The organism is Tuberibacillus calidus DSM 17572 (assembly GCF_000430685.1).
Taxonomy (GTDB): Bacteria; Bacillota; Bacilli; order Bacillales; family Sporolactobacillaceae; genus Tuberibacillus; species Tuberibacillus calidus.
In genome coordinates, this window is the sequence record NZ_AUMM01000055.1 from 1 (window position 1) to 18,342 (window position 18,342).

The 18,342-nt window shown below is 45.7% G+C and carries 17 protein-coding genes; 8 read left to right on the forward strand and 9 right to left on the reverse strand.

Annotation, left to right across the window (positions count from 1 at the left end; genetic code table 11):
* Positions 1-292 precede the first annotated feature (292 nt).
* The 5 genes from H532_RS0112515 to H532_RS18815 all read left to right on the forward strand — a co-directional run bounded on the left by H532_RS0112515 (position 293) and on the right by H532_RS18815 (position 6,092).
* Positions 293-1,171 (forward strand): YitT family protein, encoded by an 879-nt coding sequence (locus H532_RS0112515; protein WP_027725763.1) that lies wholly within the window; start codon positions 293-295, stop codon positions 1,169-1,171.
* A 118-nt stretch (positions 1,172-1,289) separates the two neighbouring features.
* Positions 1,290-2,357, forward strand: a complete 1,068-nt coding sequence (locus H532_RS0112520) for a DmpA family aminopeptidase (protein WP_038112405.1) — start codon at positions 1,290-1,292, stop codon at positions 2,355-2,357.
* A gap of 289 nt (positions 2,358-2,646) precedes the next feature.
* Positions 2,647-3,927 carry an ArsB/NhaD family transporter gene (locus H532_RS0112525; RefSeq protein WP_027725765.1) on the forward strand — a complete coding sequence of 427 codons (1,281 nt, stop codon included), beginning with the start codon at positions 2,647-2,649 and terminating at the stop codon, positions 3,925-3,927.
* A 40-nt stretch (positions 3,928-3,967) separates the two neighbouring features.
* Entirely contained in the window at positions 3,968-5,161 is a 1,194-nt protein-coding gene (locus H532_RS0112530) for an MFS transporter (RefSeq protein WP_027725766.1), read from the forward strand.
* Between the two features lie 13 nt (positions 5,162-5,174).
* Positions 5,175-6,092, forward strand: coding sequence for a C40 family peptidase (locus H532_RS18815; RefSeq protein WP_051263326.1), 918 nt, complete (start codon positions 5,175-5,177; stop codon positions 6,090-6,092).
* A 282-nt stretch (positions 6,093-6,374) separates the two neighbouring features.
* On the opposite strand, the gene H532_RS21110 is transcribed toward H532_RS18815, so the two are convergent.
* Entirely contained in the window at positions 6,375-6,782 is a 408-nt protein-coding gene (locus tag H532_RS21110) for a CotD family spore coat protein (protein ID WP_425426280.1), read from the reverse strand.
* Positions 6,783-6,814: 32 nt separating this feature from the next.
* Here H532_RS21110 and H532_RS0112550 point away from each other — a divergent pair, with 32 nt between their 5' ends.
* Entirely contained in the window at positions 6,815-7,105 is a 291-nt protein-coding gene (locus H532_RS0112550; protein WP_027725767.1) for a hypothetical protein, read from the forward strand.
* Positions 7,106-7,230: 125 nt separating this feature from the next.
* On the opposite strand, the gene H532_RS18825 is transcribed toward H532_RS0112550, so the two are convergent.
* Together H532_RS18825 and H532_RS0112560 are read right to left on the reverse strand one after the other, a co-directional pair.
* On the reverse strand, positions 7,231-7,599 hold the full coding sequence (locus tag H532_RS18825) for a hypothetical protein (protein ID WP_211231974.1): 369 nt from the start codon (positions 7,597-7,599) through the stop codon (positions 7,231-7,233).
* Positions 7,600-7,658: 59 nt separating this feature from the next.
* A complete protein-coding gene (locus H532_RS0112560; RefSeq protein WP_027725768.1) occupies positions 7,659-7,850 on the reverse strand; it encodes a hypothetical protein in 192 nt (63 codons plus the stop codon).
* Between the two features lie 305 nt (positions 7,851-8,155).
* Between H532_RS0112560 and H532_RS19655 the strand changes: the two genes are divergently transcribed.
* The gene (locus H532_RS19655; RefSeq protein WP_051263327.1) at positions 8,156-8,845 is read left to right on the forward strand and encodes a hypothetical protein; all 690 of its coding nucleotides are present in this window, start codon (positions 8,156-8,158) and stop codon (positions 8,843-8,845) included.
* Positions 8,846-8,866: 21 nt separating this feature from the next.
* Here the strand turns inward: H532_RS19655 and H532_RS0112570 are convergent, their stop codons facing one another.
* The 3 genes from H532_RS0112570 to H532_RS18835 all read right to left on the reverse strand — a co-directional run bounded on the left by H532_RS0112570 (position 8,867) and on the right by H532_RS18835 (position 12,981).
* On the reverse strand, positions 8,867-10,756 hold the full coding sequence (locus tag H532_RS0112570; RefSeq protein ID WP_027725769.1) for a vWA domain-containing protein: 1,890 nt from the start codon (positions 10,754-10,756) through the stop codon (positions 8,867-8,869).
* 15 nt (positions 10,757-10,771) lie between these two features.
* Complete coding sequence (locus H532_RS0112575) at positions 10,772-11,680, reverse strand: ATP-binding protein (protein ID WP_027725770.1); 909 nt, start codon at positions 11,678-11,680, stop codon at positions 10,772-10,774.
* Between the two features lie 500 nt (positions 11,681-12,180).
* Positions 12,181-12,981 carry a VOC family protein gene (locus tag H532_RS18835; RefSeq protein WP_051263328.1) on the reverse strand — a complete coding sequence of 267 codons (801 nt, stop codon included), beginning with the start codon at positions 12,979-12,981 and terminating at the stop codon, positions 12,181-12,183.
* A gap of 106 nt (positions 12,982-13,087) precedes the next feature.
* On the opposite strand from H532_RS18835, the gene H532_RS0112585 reads away from it, so the two are divergent.
* Positions 13,088-13,312, forward strand: coding sequence for a DUF3892 domain-containing protein (locus tag H532_RS0112585; RefSeq protein WP_027725771.1), 225 nt, complete (start codon positions 13,088-13,090; stop codon positions 13,310-13,312).
* 258 nt (positions 13,313-13,570) lie between these two features.
* On the opposite strand, the gene H532_RS0112590 is transcribed toward H532_RS0112585, so the two are convergent.
* The 3 genes from H532_RS0112590 to H532_RS0112600 all read right to left on the reverse strand — a co-directional run bounded on the left by H532_RS0112590 (position 13,571) and on the right by H532_RS0112600 (position 17,882).
* The gene (locus H532_RS0112590) at positions 13,571-14,434 is read right to left on the reverse strand and encodes a 5'-3' exonuclease (protein WP_027725772.1); all 864 of its coding nucleotides are present in this window, start codon (positions 14,432-14,434) and stop codon (positions 13,571-13,573) included.
* 89 nt (positions 14,435-14,523) lie between these two features.
* Positions 14,524-16,191 (reverse strand): acyl-CoA dehydrogenase family protein, encoded by a 1,668-nt coding sequence (locus tag H532_RS0112595; RefSeq protein WP_027725773.1) that lies wholly within the window; start codon positions 16,189-16,191, stop codon positions 14,524-14,526.
* A gap of 170 nt (positions 16,192-16,361) precedes the next feature.
* Positions 16,362-17,882: a class I adenylate-forming enzyme family protein gene (locus H532_RS0112600; RefSeq protein ID WP_027725774.1), complete on the reverse strand. Its 1,521-nt coding sequence runs from the start codon at positions 17,880-17,882 to the stop codon at positions 16,362-16,364.
* Positions 17,883-18,342: the final 460 nt, after the last annotated feature.

The following is an 18,342-nucleotide window of genomic DNA, read 5'->3' on the forward strand; positions in this document are numbered from 1 at the left end:
TGTAAAAAACTGGAGCATATGCGCAAATTTATAGTCGAACGGCATCGAAAATGTACAAAAACGGCATTTATGCGTATTTTTGAGCCAGAAAAGTCACGAAAATGAGCAGACACTCCAGATAATGGAAAAACAAGCGCGAATTATGTAAAAAACTGGAGCGGCGGCGGTTAGCTTTAGCAAAGCCGAGTTTTCATCACCGTATTGGGACAGATCTTTTGTATTATACATTAAAATAATGGATAATTTTAAGTAGAGGATTTTCTTTCTAATCTACATTGGGAGGGGGCTTCTTGTGCAGGAAGCATTAGAAAAAAAAGAACATAAGAAGTCTAAAGGGGATTTAATCAGACGGCTAATTGCCGTGCCGATCGGCGCTTTTATCGTTGCTGTTGGTCTGGAAATTTTTCTGATTCCCAATCATGTCATCGATGGCGGTATTACTGGTATTTCCATTATGTTATCCGTCACATTGGGGCTCCCCATCGGTATTTTTCTCATTTTACTTAATATCCCGTTTTTCCTGCTCGGATATAAGCAAATCGGAAAAACCTTTGCCCTCACTTCACTTTTAGGCATTGCGTTAATGTCCCTTTTTACCCAATTGCTTGTTCCGGTTCGTCCACTGACAACTGATCCCATTTTAGCCACTGTCTTTGGGGGGCTCTTAGTCGGGATTGGTGTCGGGCTAGTCGTGCGTAACGGCGGGTCAACGGATGGTACCGAAATTTTGGCGATTTTAGTGAATAAAGGCACCCCATTTTCCGTAGGCGAACTCGTCATGTTCATCAATGTCTTCATCCTTTCCGCAGCAGGATTTGTATTTAGTTGGGACCGCGCAATGTATTCCCTAATGGCGTACTTTATCGCTTATAAAACCATCGATATCACGATTGAAGGTCTCGAACAATCGAAGGCGATTTGGATTATCAGCGAACATCACGAGGAAATTGGCGATGCCTTAAACAGCCGCCTTGGCCGCGGTGTCACCTATCTGAACGGTGAAGGCGCTTATTCCGGTGACCAAAAACGCGTCATTTTCACCGTCATCACGCGATTGGAAGAAGCAAAATTAAAGAGCATTGTGAATGACATCGACCCTGGAGCGTTCCTTGCCGTCGGTGACATTCATGACGTTAAAGGCGGGAACTTTAAAAAGCGGGATATCCACTAAAACCACAAACCGAATCCAACCGTCTTTAATCCAAGCAAAACCTTAAATATAGAAAAAAGTTTGCCATCTTTATGTGGGAAAAAGCCTAACTTGATTGGAACGGAAGACGCAGGGAGGAATGGTTGTGGGGAAAAAAAGGATTCGCGACTACGGGATCGCCATCGGTCAAATGAAACCAGGGACAAGAAACCAAATTACGGATGTTGCTGGTGTTAAAGTCGGGCATGTCACCTTAAACGAAGCCAATCTACGAACCGGTGTCACGGCCATCTTGCCCCACCCCGAGAATCTTTTTCAGGATAAAGTCGTTGGTGCATCATATGTGATTAACGGATTCGGAAAGACGGCCGGCATCGTTCAAATCAATGAACTCGGGACGATTGAAACACCCATTCTGTTAACCAATACATTGAGCACGGCCACCGCCGCTGACGCCCTCATTGACTATATGTTAAAAACCAATCCGGATATCGGAAGAACGACGGGAACCGTGAATCCGGTTGTCGGAGAATGTAATGACATGTTCCTAAATGATATACGGGCTAAAGGCGTTCAGAAAGCGCATGTCCTGCAAGCCATTGAAGCTGCTGATGTGGCTTTTGAGGAAGGATCGGTCGGCGCGGGAACGGGAATGGTGGCGTTTGGTTTAAAGGGCGGCATCGGCTCGGCATCTCGAATCATACCGTATCCGTACGGCACGTTTACAATTGGGGTGCTTGTCCTTGCGAATTTTGGCCGTCCGGATGATTTGCGTCTAGATGGGGTGGCGATTGGTGCAAAAGTCAAAGCTTTTTTAGAAAAAAAACAAGCCCTTGAAGCGACTGCGCAGGAAAAAGGATCGATCATGATGATCGTGGCAACCGACTTGCCGGTCACCCACAGACAGCTTTTGCGTTTGATAAAAAGAACGGCAGCTGGACTTGCGCGAACAGGGTCGATCTACGGGAACGGAAGCGGCGACATTGCCATCGGCTTTTCCACTGCCAACCACATCCCCCATGCGCAAAAAGATGGGCTGATGACCATTACGTGTCTTTCGGATCAGCATTTAGATCCAGCCTTTCATGCGGTGGCGGAGGCCACCGAAGAAGCGATCTTCAATGCCTTAACCGCTTCTGATACAATGATCGGCTATGAAGGCCGCATCATTTATAGTTTTAGAGATTGGTTGGAAAGCCAAACGTGAATAAAAAGATTCTCTATCATGTTAGCAGGGCGTGCGACTCATGTTTTGCTGGTATAAAAAAGACTATTCGTTTTCAGGATAGCAAAAGGATCATCTTGAGAGAAAACACCTTAATAGACAAAACATTGGGGTTGTTTTCGCGGCATCTGACAAAATAAATGGTTGAGGAAGAGCGAAAGATTTGTTACGATTAATGTAAACGAATAATACGTCACTTTTAGGAGGAGTCTGTCACCGACAGGCTCCTTTTGCTTTTTTTAGGGCATATTAAGGAAGGGGAGGAAAGCACGTGACCAACGAAGCGATTTTTGCTATTGTCATTTTTCTTATCGTGTACATGATCATTGTCAGTGAAAAAATCCATCGGACCATCGTTGCCTTGGCAGGTGCCTTATTGATGATGGCCTTTGGGGTAATGAATCAAGAAACCGCCATTCATCACATTGATTTTAATACCATTGGTCTTTTAACTGGGATGATGATTATCGTTGCGATCACAGCCGAAACGGGATTGTTCAACTACATTGCCATTTGGTCGGCCAAGGCGGTAAAAGGGGAGCCGGTGCTCATTTTGATTGTACTTTCCTTGATCACGGCCATCGGGTCAGCCTTTTTGGATAATGTGACCACCGTTCTTTTAATCGTTCCCGTAACGTTTAGCATAACGAGACAGCTTTCGGTGAATCCGATTCCCTATTTGGTCTCGGAAATTCTCATGTCCAATATCGGCGGGACGGCGACGATGATCGGCGATCCGCCGAACATTATGATTGGAAGTGCTGTACAAGAGCTTTCATTTAATGACTTTATTACAAATCTCACATTAATTTCCATGTTCATTGCCGTGGTAACAATAATGGTACTTGTTATGCTGTATCGAAAAGAGTTAATGGCTGATGAGCGAGCCAAACTGCGGTTGATGGGATTAAATGAAAAAGACCAAATAAAAGACCGCAAGCTTCTTTTAAAATGTCTATCAGTCTTGACATTGACGATTTTGGGATTTTTTATACACCAAACGTTTGACTTTGAATCGGCGTCCGTGGCGCTTGCCGGTGCGGTGCTCTTGCTTCTTGTCGCAGGGCCAAAATATTTAGAAGATGCACTGGCACAGGTTGAATGGCCAACGATTTTCTTTTTTATCGGTTTATTTGTTTTAGTCGGCGGTTTAATGGAGACCGGCGTCATTGAACGTCTGGCTCAAGGGGCCATGCATCTGACGAAAGGGAATGTGACAAACACCTCACTTTTAATTTTATGGATGAGTGCCATCGCCAGCGCTTTTGTGGACAATATCCCTTTCGTTGCGACGATGATTCCCATGATCCAATCATTTGGAGAGATGGGAATGACAGAGCTCGAACCGTTATGGTGGAGTCTCGCCCTCGGAGCGTGTCTCGGTGGGAACGGGACTTTGATAGGGGCAAGTGCCAATGTGATCGTTGCTGGACTTGCAAGCCGTGAAGGACATGAGATTTCTTTTTTCTCGTTTTTAAAGATTGCTTTTCCGTTGATGATTTTATCGATACTCATTTCAACCGTTTATATTTACCTTCGCTATCTCATATAAGGTATAATGCATGTGACAAGTCAGGAAAGGATGCTTGCACATGACACAAAATATATTAGCCGCACCGGCCCAGAAAGGATTAGTGAAAAGGGCACTATGGCGGCTTGGCGCCACTCATTTTATCAATGACCTGATGACAACGGGCATTGTTCCAGCCCTATTGCCATTGTATAAACAAGCGTTTCATTTAACCTACACCCAGTCAGGCATCATCCTGCTGATGTCTTCTTTAGTATCATCGGTCATGCAGCCGGTATTTGGGACGTTCACGGATCACCATCCCAAGCCTTGGCTCCTTCCCCTTGGAACATTAGTGACCGGTTTGGGCCTTGCGCTTACCGGCATCGTGCCGAATTATGCGCTGTTGCTTTTGGCCATTGCGCTTTCGGGCCTTGGCTCTGGTTTGTTTCATCCGGAAGCCTCACGCGGCGCTCATCTCGCTGCAGGAAAGGCGAAAGGGACAGCTCAAGCGATTTTTCAAGTGGGGGGAAACCTCGGACAAGCTTTTGGACCGCTAATGCTTCCAGCCTTTTTACTTGCGACCGGCATTCACGGCATCTTGTGGTTTGCTTTAATTGGGGCGCTTGGTGCCTTGCTAATGGTGCAAATCGTTCCATGGTATAAGGAAAAAATAACGGCTGGATTGAAAAAGAAAACAGCAAAATCCGGTCAAAAACATCTTCCAGGCATCATATGTTTAACCGTGGTGGTCGTCATGCGGTCGTGGACGCAAATCGGCATCGCCGGCTTTCTGCCCTTTTTTTATCTCAGTCAAAACCTTTCATTGAAAGTGGGCGATGTCCTTACCTTTCTCTTTTTACTGGCTGGTGCGATTGGTACGTTCATCGGCGGAAGGCTTGCGGATTCCATTGATTATAAATGGCTGTTATTGGCATCCATGGCATTAACGATTCCATTTGCTTGGCTTCTGCCACATGTGCATGGGATTTGGGCTGTCATCGTGTTGTTTGTGTTCGGCTTTCTGATCCTCTCATCGTTTGCCGTAACAGTTGTCTACGGACAGAGCATGCTCCCGAATAATATTGGTTTGGCTTCGGGGCTTATGATCGGTTTTGGCGTCGGTGCCGGTGGCATCGGAGCCGCATTGATGGGATGGCTGTCGGACCACTTCGGCGTCCGTTTTGTTTTCGATTTGTTCGTCATTTTGCCTTTTATTGGCACTTTATTTACATTATTGATTCCGAGTGAACGTCAATTGAGACAAAATCAATAAAGGGGAGAGGGAAATGACTTATCTTGAAACCGGTGGTTATGCCTATGTGAAGGTGGCCGTAGCGACGGTTTGGAGACAACCTGAAGCTGTTCGGGAAAAAGACCGCCCAGCCTTAAGCTACCCGGTTGATATGGATGGCTGGTTGGCGGCCATGACGCATGATGATAAACTCGATCTCTTAGGCCGGGTCGATACCCAATGTTTATATGGCGAAAAAGTGCTTGTCAAACAAGTTGTTAACGAATGGGCTCAAATTGAAGCCTTGAGTCAACCAGGGAACAGCGGTGCTCAGTCTTACCCGGGCTGGGTACCCGTTGCTCAGCTTACGCGGGCGAAAGAGTTGGATAAAGCAGACTATATGGAAATGGTGGTCGTAACCAGCGTGAAAGCGCCAATCTATCAAGACCCCGGCTTGCAACAACCTGCTTTGGTCGTGAGCTATAATACCCAGCTGCCATTGGTAGATGAAACGGACAGCTTTTATCAAGTGCTGACGCCTGATGGTGAAAGGTGGGTAAAAAAATCCGATGGGGAAAGATGTGGTCAAAGGGCGCTGACGGGGGAGAACCTCGTTGAAGAGGCTTCGCGGTTTATCGGGCTTGAATATCTTTGGGGTGGAACGAGTGCTTGGGGATTTGATTGCTCGGGGCTTGCTCATACCATCCATAAACGCTTTGGCAAAATCGTGCCAAGGGATGCCGGTGACCAATTTTCTTATGGAACACCCTTATCCCGAGAGGAGCTTCGTACCGGCGATTTAGTATTCTTTGCCCATGATGAAGGGAAAGGGTCGATTCATCATGTTGGCTTTTATATAGAGGGTGGAAAACTTCTTCATGCCCCGAAAACGGGTAAAAGTGTTGAAATCATTGATCTGTGGAACCATGACCTTTTTCCAAAGGAATTTGCCGGCGGATGCCGATTCTTTTAACAAAAAGTGGAGTGGGCTTTCCGCTCTAAAAATTTTGAAAAACCTTAGTTACCTTAACAGGTATTCGGCAAAAGAGAAGGCCTTATAATTTCGAGAGGCAATCGGTATGAGAGTGTTGCCTTCATGGCCTTTTTCAATGCTTTTTTATGGATAAAAGAAATGTGGCTCTCGAAGCCTTTGGGATAGAGGCAGTTACTCGGTTGACCAAAAAATGATCGGCATTCTTACTAGTTAAAAAGCTGCCGTATGTGGGCGGCAGCTTTTTGGCCTCATCACCGTTACCTACTTCATGAACGGCATTGGACATGGACACGGACATGGCGGAAGCGGCGTGCATAATACTTCCTCGCAGCTTGTCATACATTGGACCGACTCGGTGTGCGGGAAGTAATGTTGGAGAATGTAATGCGTATGTTGCAAGTGCGTCGTGTGGGACGGATGAATGTGGGGAACGATGACGTTTTGTCTGTTATAGGTTTGAAAGTGAAGCGGCTGGTCAACCATCTCCGGACAGGTCACCGTCGTCTCACAAGGCTCACATTGCATGACCGGTTCCATATAGACCGGGGGTTCCGCCGGCATCGGATTCACCATACCCGGATTAGGATTCGCATTAGCCATCGGATTGGGATTTGCGTTTGCCATCGGGTTTGGATTCGCCATCACATTCGGATTGTTCATATGATCCATCATACCACCTCACCTGTATATGGGTTTTGAGTATGCAACTCATTATAACCTATGTGCCGGGGGCGCCTGTTGAAATGGACAACAACCTAAAACCCTTCGGAAAAACATTGGGTCTTTATCCGATCGCTTTTTTTAAACCAAATTCAGTGACTATCGTCATAGCAAAATATGACGACCGCTATCGAAAGTTTGCGAATAATAACGTTGCGCGTGAAACAATGGTGACGGGGCCGGACGACTTGATTAGAATGGTCGTGATGGTTGTAAAGCCTGTCCATCGATTCCAAAAAGTATGTCGGCTCTACCAATACACGAAAAATTGACAAGCAGGTGGTGGATTGGCGCTGAGGCTCTGTTCAGAAAACGCCAAAGGGTCATTTTTCGGTTTGTTTCATCATCTCTCAATCATTTTTTGTCTTTTTCACCCTGCCCAACTGAATGACCATAGTCATGATTCCGACGCTTCGTCTGCAACCTCTCCTTCTTCAGGGGCTTCTTCCTCATAGTCCTCGTTATTCATCATGTCTTCTGTTTCGAAAAATTCCTGTATTTTTGATTCCATCAATGCCTTGATCCAAGGGCTATCGGATAAGTCCGAACCGCTGAAAGCATCAATCAGTGATCGATCATTTAATAGTGACTTAAGGCCGTCAATGGTGTTATCGTTACCGCTTATCGACCCGAATCCTTGTAAATGTTTTTTATAACTTTCAAAACCGACAGGAAAGTTATTGCCGATATTGACACATGATGCCCCTTCGACGGTATGAATCGTGATCGTGTTAATATGAAACGTCTGATCAAATTTTGCCTGCAAATAAACTCCTCCTTTAGCTAGCGGCTACTCATTTTCTCAACTGGTAATACGTCTCATATTTAGGCTTTCCGTCGTTTTTTCACATAAATATGTTGTCCATTTTGATAGACGTTTCCTGTGCCGTTAAGTGAGCCAAATCCGTCTCGAATGCTTTTTTGATCCTGAAACCCGACTTGATGATTCCGGCCCATAAAAACGGCGGAGCCATTTTTCAAAGTCTTAACTTCTATATTTTTAAAAATAATTTTCATTGTGTCTCCTCCAATGGAAAAAAGTCTATCAATGGCATTGTATGCCGTTAACAGTCCGTCCTATTAACCATCATGTCTTTCGGAAATACGGCAAAGGAGAAGGCATGATTTTTATACGGGTAAAAAATCTTTTCAGGTGAGCATAAGGGTAACGAAGGCATCACCTTCGCGGAACCTCGTTTTCTTAAAAAGCTGAAAAATGGCGGTGAAACATGAAAGGAAGGTGAAGGTCACGTTGATCGCCTATATAATATTCATTTTTCAAAAAACATATATTTTATTAGATCTGGCAAAGGGTGATGGGCATGAGTGATCCGCAAATAAAGGCGCTAATGGACAAATTGGATGAATTGATAAAAGCGTTAAAGGAGCAAGGAAAAATCAATTATATCCACATTGAACATGCGGATATACAGGGCCCTTTGGTGGATCGACTGGATTACCATTTTGATACATTGGATGTAAAGGAAGTCAGTGGTGCATTGAATTTAGGGACGACATTTGGTGTGAAAGTGTCTGAAAAAAAGAAGAAAAAACCAAAACCATCTGACGGACTAGAGCAAAGGGAACAAAATAAAGATCTAGAAACCGGAAGCAAAGTCACGTTGCCGTTAACGCAGGAAGACATCATCACCGAAAAAACGGAGAATCTCCCAAAACAAACGGATTCAAAAAAGAAAGCGGAGGGAACTTCCTCCGCTTTAATGACAAACCATCCCAAACGACGAACAACAATCAGTGAGCCAACCCATTCGAAACCAGCCAATAAGCACGTTCGCGATGAAAAAGGTGCCGCTTTTTCTACTTTGAAGACTGAAGATACGGTTGACCGATACCAACAAAAAAGAAAAGCCTCTATTGAGCAAAGCGCAACGAACCCGATAGCCTCTCGCGCAGAGCGGACGCATGAAGACAAGCAGCAACGATTAATGGAATCGCCCGACTCCGCGCAACTCTTTTATACGAGAAAAGGAATTAAGATAAAATTTCGCTAGTTAAATTGTAAACACACTTTACTATTGACTACGAATGATTAACTTTCTCAATAACGGCGTGATATGGAAGGGTATTTCTGAAACCGTCGGCACGATCAGACGCTCACGTCCATAGATTTCTTTCATCGCCGAAATCTCCTGTATCTCGGCGTCTTCACCAGAAAGAAAAACGCCGACGACGTGGACACCCTTTTTCCGAGCCATGCGCACCGCCTCATGGGTGTCCAAGAGGCCTTTTTCCGTGTAGCCAAAAGCCGATGGCTCACCGTCAGTAAAGACAATCAACCATTTATGGCGCTCACTGCGGCGTCTGAGGCAATCCGCTTCATGGCGAATGGCAAGCCCATCGCGATTATCTTCCTGCGGTTCCAATTGCAAGATGCGCGGGCCAACGGATGGCAGAAATGCCTCTTCAAAGCGGATGAGGCGTTGAAAAAAATTTGGCTGTTCTTTGTCATTGGCAGAAAGGGCATCTTCCCAAAAACCGGTAACGGCATGTGGAATGTTTAATGCTTTAAGGGATTCGTGAAAAAGGGTGACACCAAGACGTACGGCATCCATTTTATCATGCATGGACGCGGAACAGTCGACAAGCAATGAAAAAGCCGCATCAAAAGCCTTGCTTTCCCCTTGTTTTTTATAAAAAAGCCGTGGGAAATCATCCGTGTATAGGTGTGTAAGATTTTGACCTAACCGTCCAAAATGTAAATGTGTTCGCGGGGCGGATTGCTTCCGTTCCAGCCACTTCTCAAGCGTTCGTTTTAAGGAACGGGCAGCGGGCTCTATTATTGCGCGCATTTTTGCATATTCCGCTTGATCTTTGATGCTTGGCTTTTGTATGACCGCTTCACGAAGGGTGACATTTTTGTTAATGCCATGGCGAACTTTTGATGCTCCCGATCGGGTGTCAGGAAGGCGGGTTTCCTTACCATTCATGGCATCCTCATAGCGGTTCCGATCGTTTTCTTGCGCTCTTCCTTCCCCTTGAACGAGAGCGAGGGCTTGATCGCCTGCTTCCATTTTTCGGCCACCTTCACCTAACATATCCGTCCTTTTTCCTTCTTCCAAATCGAATTGTAAAAAGGAGCCGTCCTCCTGTTTGCGCGCTTGATGCCAAGTGGGCATCGTCTCATCATGAGATTCCGGGTCTTGATTTGGCTTTTCTTCGGAGTCCGCGTTCAAGTGTGCGGTGCTTTCATTCTTCTCTTTGCGAAGGACAGGCTCACTTGAAACCCGAATCGGATAATACAGCTCGGTCATATCCTCAAACCCTTCAGGAAGCTTTTGCAGGAAGCGTTCCACATGCCGAACGACGTCTTTCGTGCTTTGAACGGATGCCATCATCCCGCCTAATTCCCGAAGCGGGCTAGCAAGCGGGGAAAGTCTACCCGTCAACCGAACCGGCCGCCCCGAAAGTCTAAGGAAAAAAGTGCAAAACAAGGCATTAGCCCATTCGGTGCGGTCGAGATGCGCGTGATAACGATCCCGATAAAAGCGGAGTAACAACGCTTTTCGAGATTGAAAAATGTCCTTCATCCCCGGGCGGATGCTTTCCGCCAAAGCCATCCAGCGAAACTCTTCCATGACGCTGACCAATTGTTTAAAAAGAGAAGGTTGGGGGTGATTTTCGGCCAGCCTAACCGCACGTTCTAATTCGTCTCGGTCGCAAAAACGCGGCTCGCTAAAGGCGCGTAAGTAAACATCCGATTTCATGCCATCCCATTTACGTGCGTCAAGGAGGCGGTCCCAAAAGAAAGCGACGACCACCTTTCGATTGACATTATCGTAATAGGAATGATAACCAAAATCGACGTCGACCCTGGAGTCGCTAGCGAGTGTGCGCGCTAAATCGGTGAGTGTGAGGCGTATGAAAGGATCGATGCGTTTTTCCATAAACGGCGTGTATCGCATTGGTTATCACTCTCTTTACATTTTGCCGAAGTACGTTTCAGCGATGGTTAAGACAGCCACTCTCTCACGCTCGTCTTCCAATTTGTCAGCAATCGCCCGGCGCACCGCACGCATGGGCGGTAAAAATGTTGAAAGGTCGCAAGCGTCGATTAGCGAGCGAATGGAGGCGCCTTCTTCGGCAATTTGTCCGTCTTGAACTTTAAAAATTAAATCCCGGCTTAAAGAAACAAATTGGGCTAACAAACGCTCATCGGTTAGCTTGGTCTGTTCTGTTAAAAGTTGTTTAAGTGCGGCACCCTGCAGATAGGGCACTTCAATCACGACGAAGCGGTTTTTTAAAGCTTCATTCAGCGGCGTCGTCCCGACATACCCTTCATTAATGGCGGCGATGACGTTAAACCCAGCGGCCGCTTCGATTCTTTCGGCTGTAAAGGGATTGTGAATCGTTCGCCGATAATCTAAAACACCATTTAAAATCGGTAGCGTTTCGGCTTTTGCCATATTAATCTCATCAATGTAAAGGAAATGCCCTTTTTGCATGGCCGTTGTCACGGGACCGGGAACGAACGTAATATGGCTTTTGCCGCTTTCATCGTACGTCAACGTTTTATAGCCGAGAAGAGCTTCGGCATCTAAATCAACAGAGCAGTTAATCATTTGCATCGGTTGATAGAAAAGGGATGAAAGAAGTTCCGCAAGTCGCGTTTTTCCGGAACCCGTCGGCCCTTTTAATAACACATTTTTCCCGAGAGCAAGGGCTGTGACCGCATCGGCAATGATGGCTTCATCCGGTGCGGTGTAGCCGGGTTTTCCGATTAAGGCTACCTCTTCGGGCAATCGCTTATTTTTATTAAAACGGGCAGTTGCCTCAACCTGTTCGGCAATTGTCTCCGTTAAGTGATAATGGGATAAAAGCGCGTGCATTTCGAATGCCTCCTAAAATGTGAGTCTGGCATGTTTTTATACTGGTAAGAAAATAGACATTTTTTCAGGCCAGCATAAGTAGAACGAAGGCTCAGCCTTCACCTAAAAGGGTCTTAGCGGCGCCAAGCTTTCTTTATCATAACAAAAAAAAGAAGAAAACCAAACAAATGGGTTTTCTTTAAATGGTGTATTTTGGTAAAAGTGATCGCCATTGTAATGGATATTGAGGATCAAGTTACCGAAAATAACACCACTTCCACGCGTCTCATAACATCCCTCCGTTTTCGATGAAATTCATTATAACGGCATCGAGAGCCAATGATGACTCTAGAATCTGAAAGACTGTGAGTTAAAAAATCTAGCATCCATGCTGTTTGATAAACTCAAACCGTTAAAAATACCTGCAAAAGTGGCGGTGCTTTTCCACTTTCGTCAAGCAGGGGAGATTCCTGGTCTCGCACGGGAGAATGATCAAGCCCTTTTCGCTCAGGAAGTGGGGCTTATGGTTCGAATTGATAAAGGGCACCGTGAAACGAAACGGTTTTGTTCACACCTGTGCCTTGAAAAACAAGTTGGAACGGCCGCTCCCCTCGGGTCGTAAGGAATCGCTTCAGGTCGTTGTCTTTTACCGGTTGGCAAAATGTCAATGCTTTTTCGCCCAAAAGGATGCGGACGCACTTGGCGCCAAGGGCTTCATCATAAAAGGCATTGGCCCGTTTGGCACCGAATAACTTTTGCCATAAGGCCGCCGATGTCTCACTATTGCTTGCGGCAATGCGGACATCCGCAAGATCGATCCTGCCAGCTGGATGCGGTGCGAGGTGTTGTCTTTCCAGCTCATTTTTCCGTTCTTGGTCAGACATTTTCCAATCTATGATAAATGGGAGTTTGAACGGATCGCTTTCGCTCTCATTGACAAATAACATCGCCCATTGTAAAAGTGTGCCATCCGGTTGCCTGCGGCTTCCTTCCACAGGTCCCGTAACCTGAAGCTCGTGGCTTCTAAAATGTTCCATTGCTTGAGGGAGGTTGCGTGTGCGCAACGCTAATCTCGCCAAGCCATTGTTATTTTCTGCGACCAACTGTTGGATTAACGTGTTATCCGTGACTTTCTCTGCGATACGCGTATCTTTCATGCCAAGAAATTCAAGGTATGTCAGCCCGAAATAACATAAACCGTTATGCGTTCCCCAGTTTTCGTGCTCACCGCCAATGACGGCATGAAAACCTAACGCCTGCATGTCGAAAACAGCTTGCTTAGGGTCATCGGTCACATGGACGATATGATCGAGTTGAAACATTTGGCATACACCTCCTTTGACTATTGTACCTAAAAACCGACCTCTGGGCTTTCGGAGACGCATAGTTTACACGTTTTAACACATTTTAAAAAAGAGGTGATTGAACATGGCTGACAGATTTGTGGCAGTACGTAAAAATAAAGATGGCGATATTGTGGAGTTGAAAACGGCAAGCGGAAAAGTGGTGAATTATAAAGAAGCCCAACAAATGGCGAAAAACGGGGAAGTCGAAGGGGTCAACGTCTTTCGCGGACGCGATGGTGAGGAACATTTACGGTCCAATGCCGACGGTGACCCGTCCAATAATCTGGACCAATTGCCTGAATTTTGATTACTGGGTTGACGCTGGTTTTGGCGTCAACCTTTTTCAAAAAAGGAATGGCATTGGATTGGGATAACCGGCCATTTTTATTGATCTAATGGGGCTTCGAAAGAATGATTCAGTGCGAAAAGTACTATAACCATAGCACAAATAAAATTGACGCTAGGTTTTGAAGGACGAGCGGCCACAAAACCTAGCGTACAGACTAAAAATGCTTAGCTATGAAAAACGCCCTGTCTTACACCTCCATTTAAGATAACCGCCAAATCATCCGATGAGCTTCATCAGACTGTTGAATTCCAATTCTTCAAATTTTTTCTTCACGCGTTCTTTATCATAAGGCCATTGACATGCCTCAAGTGAGCACGTGACAGGTGCTTCACAATGAATGGTGGCTAATGTCCGAGAGAGTTTGAGCATTTCCAAGTTGTTCTCGATTTTGGTGCGAATCCCCTTCGAAAGGTTTGACAAATTCTCCAAAATCCCATCGATGGAATGAAATTCTTGGAGAAGTTTTGTGGCTGTTTTTTCTCCGATGCCTTTAACGCCAGGGTAATTATCGGAGGCATCTCCCATCAGGCCCTTTAAGTCAGCGATTTGTGAAGGGAGAAGCCCTTTTTCTTCATAGAAGTTTTCATGATGATAGACGGCATAATTTCCTTGGCCTTTTTTCATGACCGCCACGCTAATTTTCTCATCCACTAACTGAAGTAGGTCTTGGTCGCCTGTTAGAATGACGACCTCATGGGTGTGACAGAAGCGCCGGGCGAGCGTGCCGATGCAATCGTCCGCTTCATAACCCGAAACTCCGATATTCGGAATGCCAAAGGCTTCGGTTACCTCTTTGATTAAATCAAATTGCGGGATGAGTTCTTCCGGAGGTTCACCACGATTGGCTTTATATTGATCATACAGCTCGGTGCGGAAGGTTTGGCTCCCCATATCCCAACAACAAATGACATGACTCGGCTGAAAGAGCGCGGCCGCATCCAAAAAATATTTAAGGAAACCATAGATGGCGTTCGTCGGTGTTCCATTTTTGGTTTTCATATAATAACCGTTTGATGACGTGGCATAAAACCCGCGAAATAACAAGCTCATGCCGTCTACGAGGAATAAGCGGTTTCGTATACTCAAATAAAGCCCTCCTAACTTCTATTATGAGTATATCATGAAGAGGGCTGCCACGTCCTTATAAATCAAAGATAGACCTGACCTTCTCAATAAATTGGGGTTTGAGTGTGGTTGATGATTAAATCAAAATGACGGGCGGCGAACACATCACTTGCAGGGTCAACGTTTTTCAAAGTTTCATTGATAAAAATTTCGGCGCGCACTGTTTTTCGGCTGTCGCCATCCCAAGCAGCCTCTAAGGCCATCGCAGAAAGATAAATATCGGTCATGAGGTGTGTGATGCGCTTTACGAGAAGCGTTTCGCTAAAGGCATCCGCTTTTTTCAATTGTTCGAGTTGCGCGTTCAATGTCTGCATGGCTTCTTCAACAGGTAATAAAAGATGAGCCAATTGATCTGGCGTCCTGTCCATGATGGCACGCACTTCATCAATAAAACACTCGTCAACGTTAAATTTTTTAATTAACCGTAAAACCTCAAGACATAAGATGTTCTCAGGGCCTTCCCAAACCGTTAACACTTGAGCATCCCGAAGCAGGCGAGGGGTGACAAAATCTTCGATATATCCGTTTCCGCCGTGAAGCTCAATCGCTTGGTGCGCAAAATCGATCGCTTCTTGAGCGGTGCGAATTTTTAACAGCGCGATCTTGAGCCGTAATAACGCTTTGTCCTCATCTTGTGCTTCTTCCAAGCGGCTCGTGACGCGGTCAAATAAAGCAATCATATCAAAACAGGCATAGAGTTGGATTTCTTGCCGACATGCCATGCTGACTAACGTTTGTTGAACGAGGGGATAGGCGGTGAGTTTGTGACCAAAAGCCTCTCGTTTTTCCGCATAGGCACGCGCTTCAACATATGCCCGGCGCATAATGCCAACGGAAGCCACGGCATTACAAATCCGGGAAAGGTTTAAAGCTTCCATCATATAATAGAAGCCTTTTGAAGGATCCCCAACCAAGTACGCTTCGGCCCCTTGAAATTCCACCTCTGCCGATGGGACGGCGCGCACGCCCAATTTGTCTTTTAACCGGCGAATGGAGAGCCCATTCAATGAGCCATCCTCCTTGCGCCAGGGCACTAAAAACAGACTTAATCCCTTCGTCCCTTGTGGAGCGCCTTCCATTCTTGCTAACACGGCCGCAACCCCGCAACGTCCAGCATTGCTAGCGAAATATTTTAAACCATATAGGCGATAGCGATCTCCATCGCGAACCGCGCGGGTTTCATTTGCGCCGACATCTGAGCCGCCTTGTTTTTCTGTCAAAAAAGTGGCGCCTTCATACAATTCCGTCTCACCCGTTGCGAGAACATGCGGCAAAAATTTTTCTTTCAATGTCGGATCCGCAAAATGATCGATCAGCAAGGCAACCGCCATTGTCAGCGTTACGGGGCAATAAAATCCCGGCTCAATTTGTGACAGGAGGTAACCTTGAGCGTAGGAATAAATGTAATTGCCTTTTCGATTTAACTCGGGAATGGGTTTATGCGGATAAGCGGCTATACCGGTTTGATAGACCTCCTCGGCGGTTTGTTTATAACCGTCATTGACCCATACTTCAGAGATTTTATCACCAAAACGGTTGTATTTAATGAGACGCGGCTGGCCTTCCCTGTCCGTATGAGCGGCACGCCGGTCAAACTCAGGAAACCGTTCGGCGAATTGAAAAAGCGTCTCATCTGCCCATGCAAAAAAAGATGCATCCAGGCGTTTTTTCAGAATGTCTTTTAATTCCTGATCCTCTTTGTAGGCATTCATTTCTTCTCTTCTCCTCCTCTTTTGGGGCAACATGCGCCTCCGCTTCCAAACTGAAGAAAAGCTGCCGATGCATTCAAGTATCAACAATGCTTAGTCGTGGATGAAGGTCTTGACCTGTAAATGGGTGATTCTTTTGCCTTCAAAGTTTTACATAAACGGTAGGCTTATTGTTAGCTTCCATTAGACATTTCTCGCAACTGTTGCTTTAAAACTTTGCCATTCGCGTTTCTTGGCAATGCCGTAACGAATTCGTACAAACGTGGGCATTTATATTCGGCTAACCGTTCGAAAACGTAAGAGCGAAGGATCGTTTCCGCCTTTGGTTCCTCAACTGCCAAGACGACAAAGGCTTTGACGGTTTCTCCCCAATCAGGGTGGGGAACACCGATGACGGCAACATCAGCCACTATAGGATGACTAAGAAGAACATCTTCCACTTCTTTTGGGTATACATTGACACCACCGTTAATGATGACATCTTTTTTGCGCCCAACCATCCAATAATAACCATCCGAGTCGCGTTTCGCTAAATCTCCAGTGAGTAACCAACCTTTTTTAAACGTTTTTTGAGAAACTTCCGGGTCTTTATAATAGCCTTTCATCATTGACCCGCTTTTTAAGGCGATTTCGCCAATATCACCGTCCACGACAGGACGCCCTTCTTCATCCAAAAGGGCCATTTCACAAAAATGGGCGGCCCGCCGTCCGATACTTCCCGCTTTTTCCGGGTGCTCATCCGGTGTCAGCACCATCCCATTCGGGCCGGCTTCAGTTAATCCGTAAACCCCCATGAAACGGTTTGTATGCAATTGCTTTCTAATATAGAGGACTTCTTCTCTAGATAAAGGCGCCCCTCCGTAAATCCAGTACTGAACGGACGATAGATCGCGGCTTGTGATGTCGGGAAGTTTAGCGGTCAGTAAATAGGCAACGGGTGCACCAAAAAAATGAGTGATTCTTTCATTTTCAACAAGGGTGACAAGGTCTTGAGGTGTGAATTGTGATGAAAAAATGTGTGCGGCACCAACCAGTAATCCACAGGCAAGCATCAGGTTCAATGGCGCAGAATGACTAAGGGGCATCATATGTAAAAGGCGGCTTTCCGGATTCATGGCCGTTTCAAGGGCCATCGTGGTGGCGGCGGTTAGGATGCTCCGATGGGTAAATAAAACACCTTTAGGTTTCCCCGTCGTTCCTGAAGTATATAATATAGAAGCTTCATCGTCATCGTGAAGTGGCAAATCGATCGCGCGACGCGAACCTGAACGGATCCAATCATGGAGGGTAAACACTGCTGGGGAAGTCTTTCCGGACGAAAGCCAAACTTTCTTCGGATATTTTTCAATGAGATCATGGATCTCATGAAAAAGCTCATCATCAAAAATGATGCCTTTCGCTTCACTGTCGGCAATGATATAGTCTAATTCATCCTTTTTTAATTTAACATTGACGGCCACAGCAACCGCACCGATGCGCTGAATGGCTAAGTAGCACACTGCCCAGTCGATACAATTGGGCATCAAAATCATCACTTTATCATTGAAAGAAAGGTCGTGCATCAGAAACTGGTAAGCCAGCGCATTCACCATGCGATCGGCTTCCTCATATGTGACCCTGCGGCCGTTTTCTATAAAGGCTTGTCGGTTGGCGTACTTTCTTCCGTTCATTTCGAGGAACTTTGGCAGTACCAACTATTCTCGCCTCCTTTAAGTAACGCCTTACTAATATAAATTGGAAATGCTTCACAGTGGGTTGATTGCAGATTACCGGTACATAAAGAAGCATGGTTAGTTCCAATCTTTGCGATTTAAAAGCGCCATTCGCAGTCTTTTATAAGCATCGCCCCTCCTTCTTTCACCATACATTAGAAAAATATAATTGTTTTAAAATATTATAATTTTTGTTAACGTTTACGTAAAGAGGATTAAGGAGTGAGTAAAAGGTAACGTGGCACAAAATTAGCACACCTACATTTACCACAAAAATACAGTTGACCATTTGATACACAGGTGGTATGATAATAAACGCCGCTTGTGATACTGGCGGTTGCAAACAACAGATTGTGTTAACCGCCTAGAAGTATGTGTAAAATATTTCTCGAAGCAAAATGATGGAAAAAAATAGAGAAGGCACTCTAACATAAATGTATGC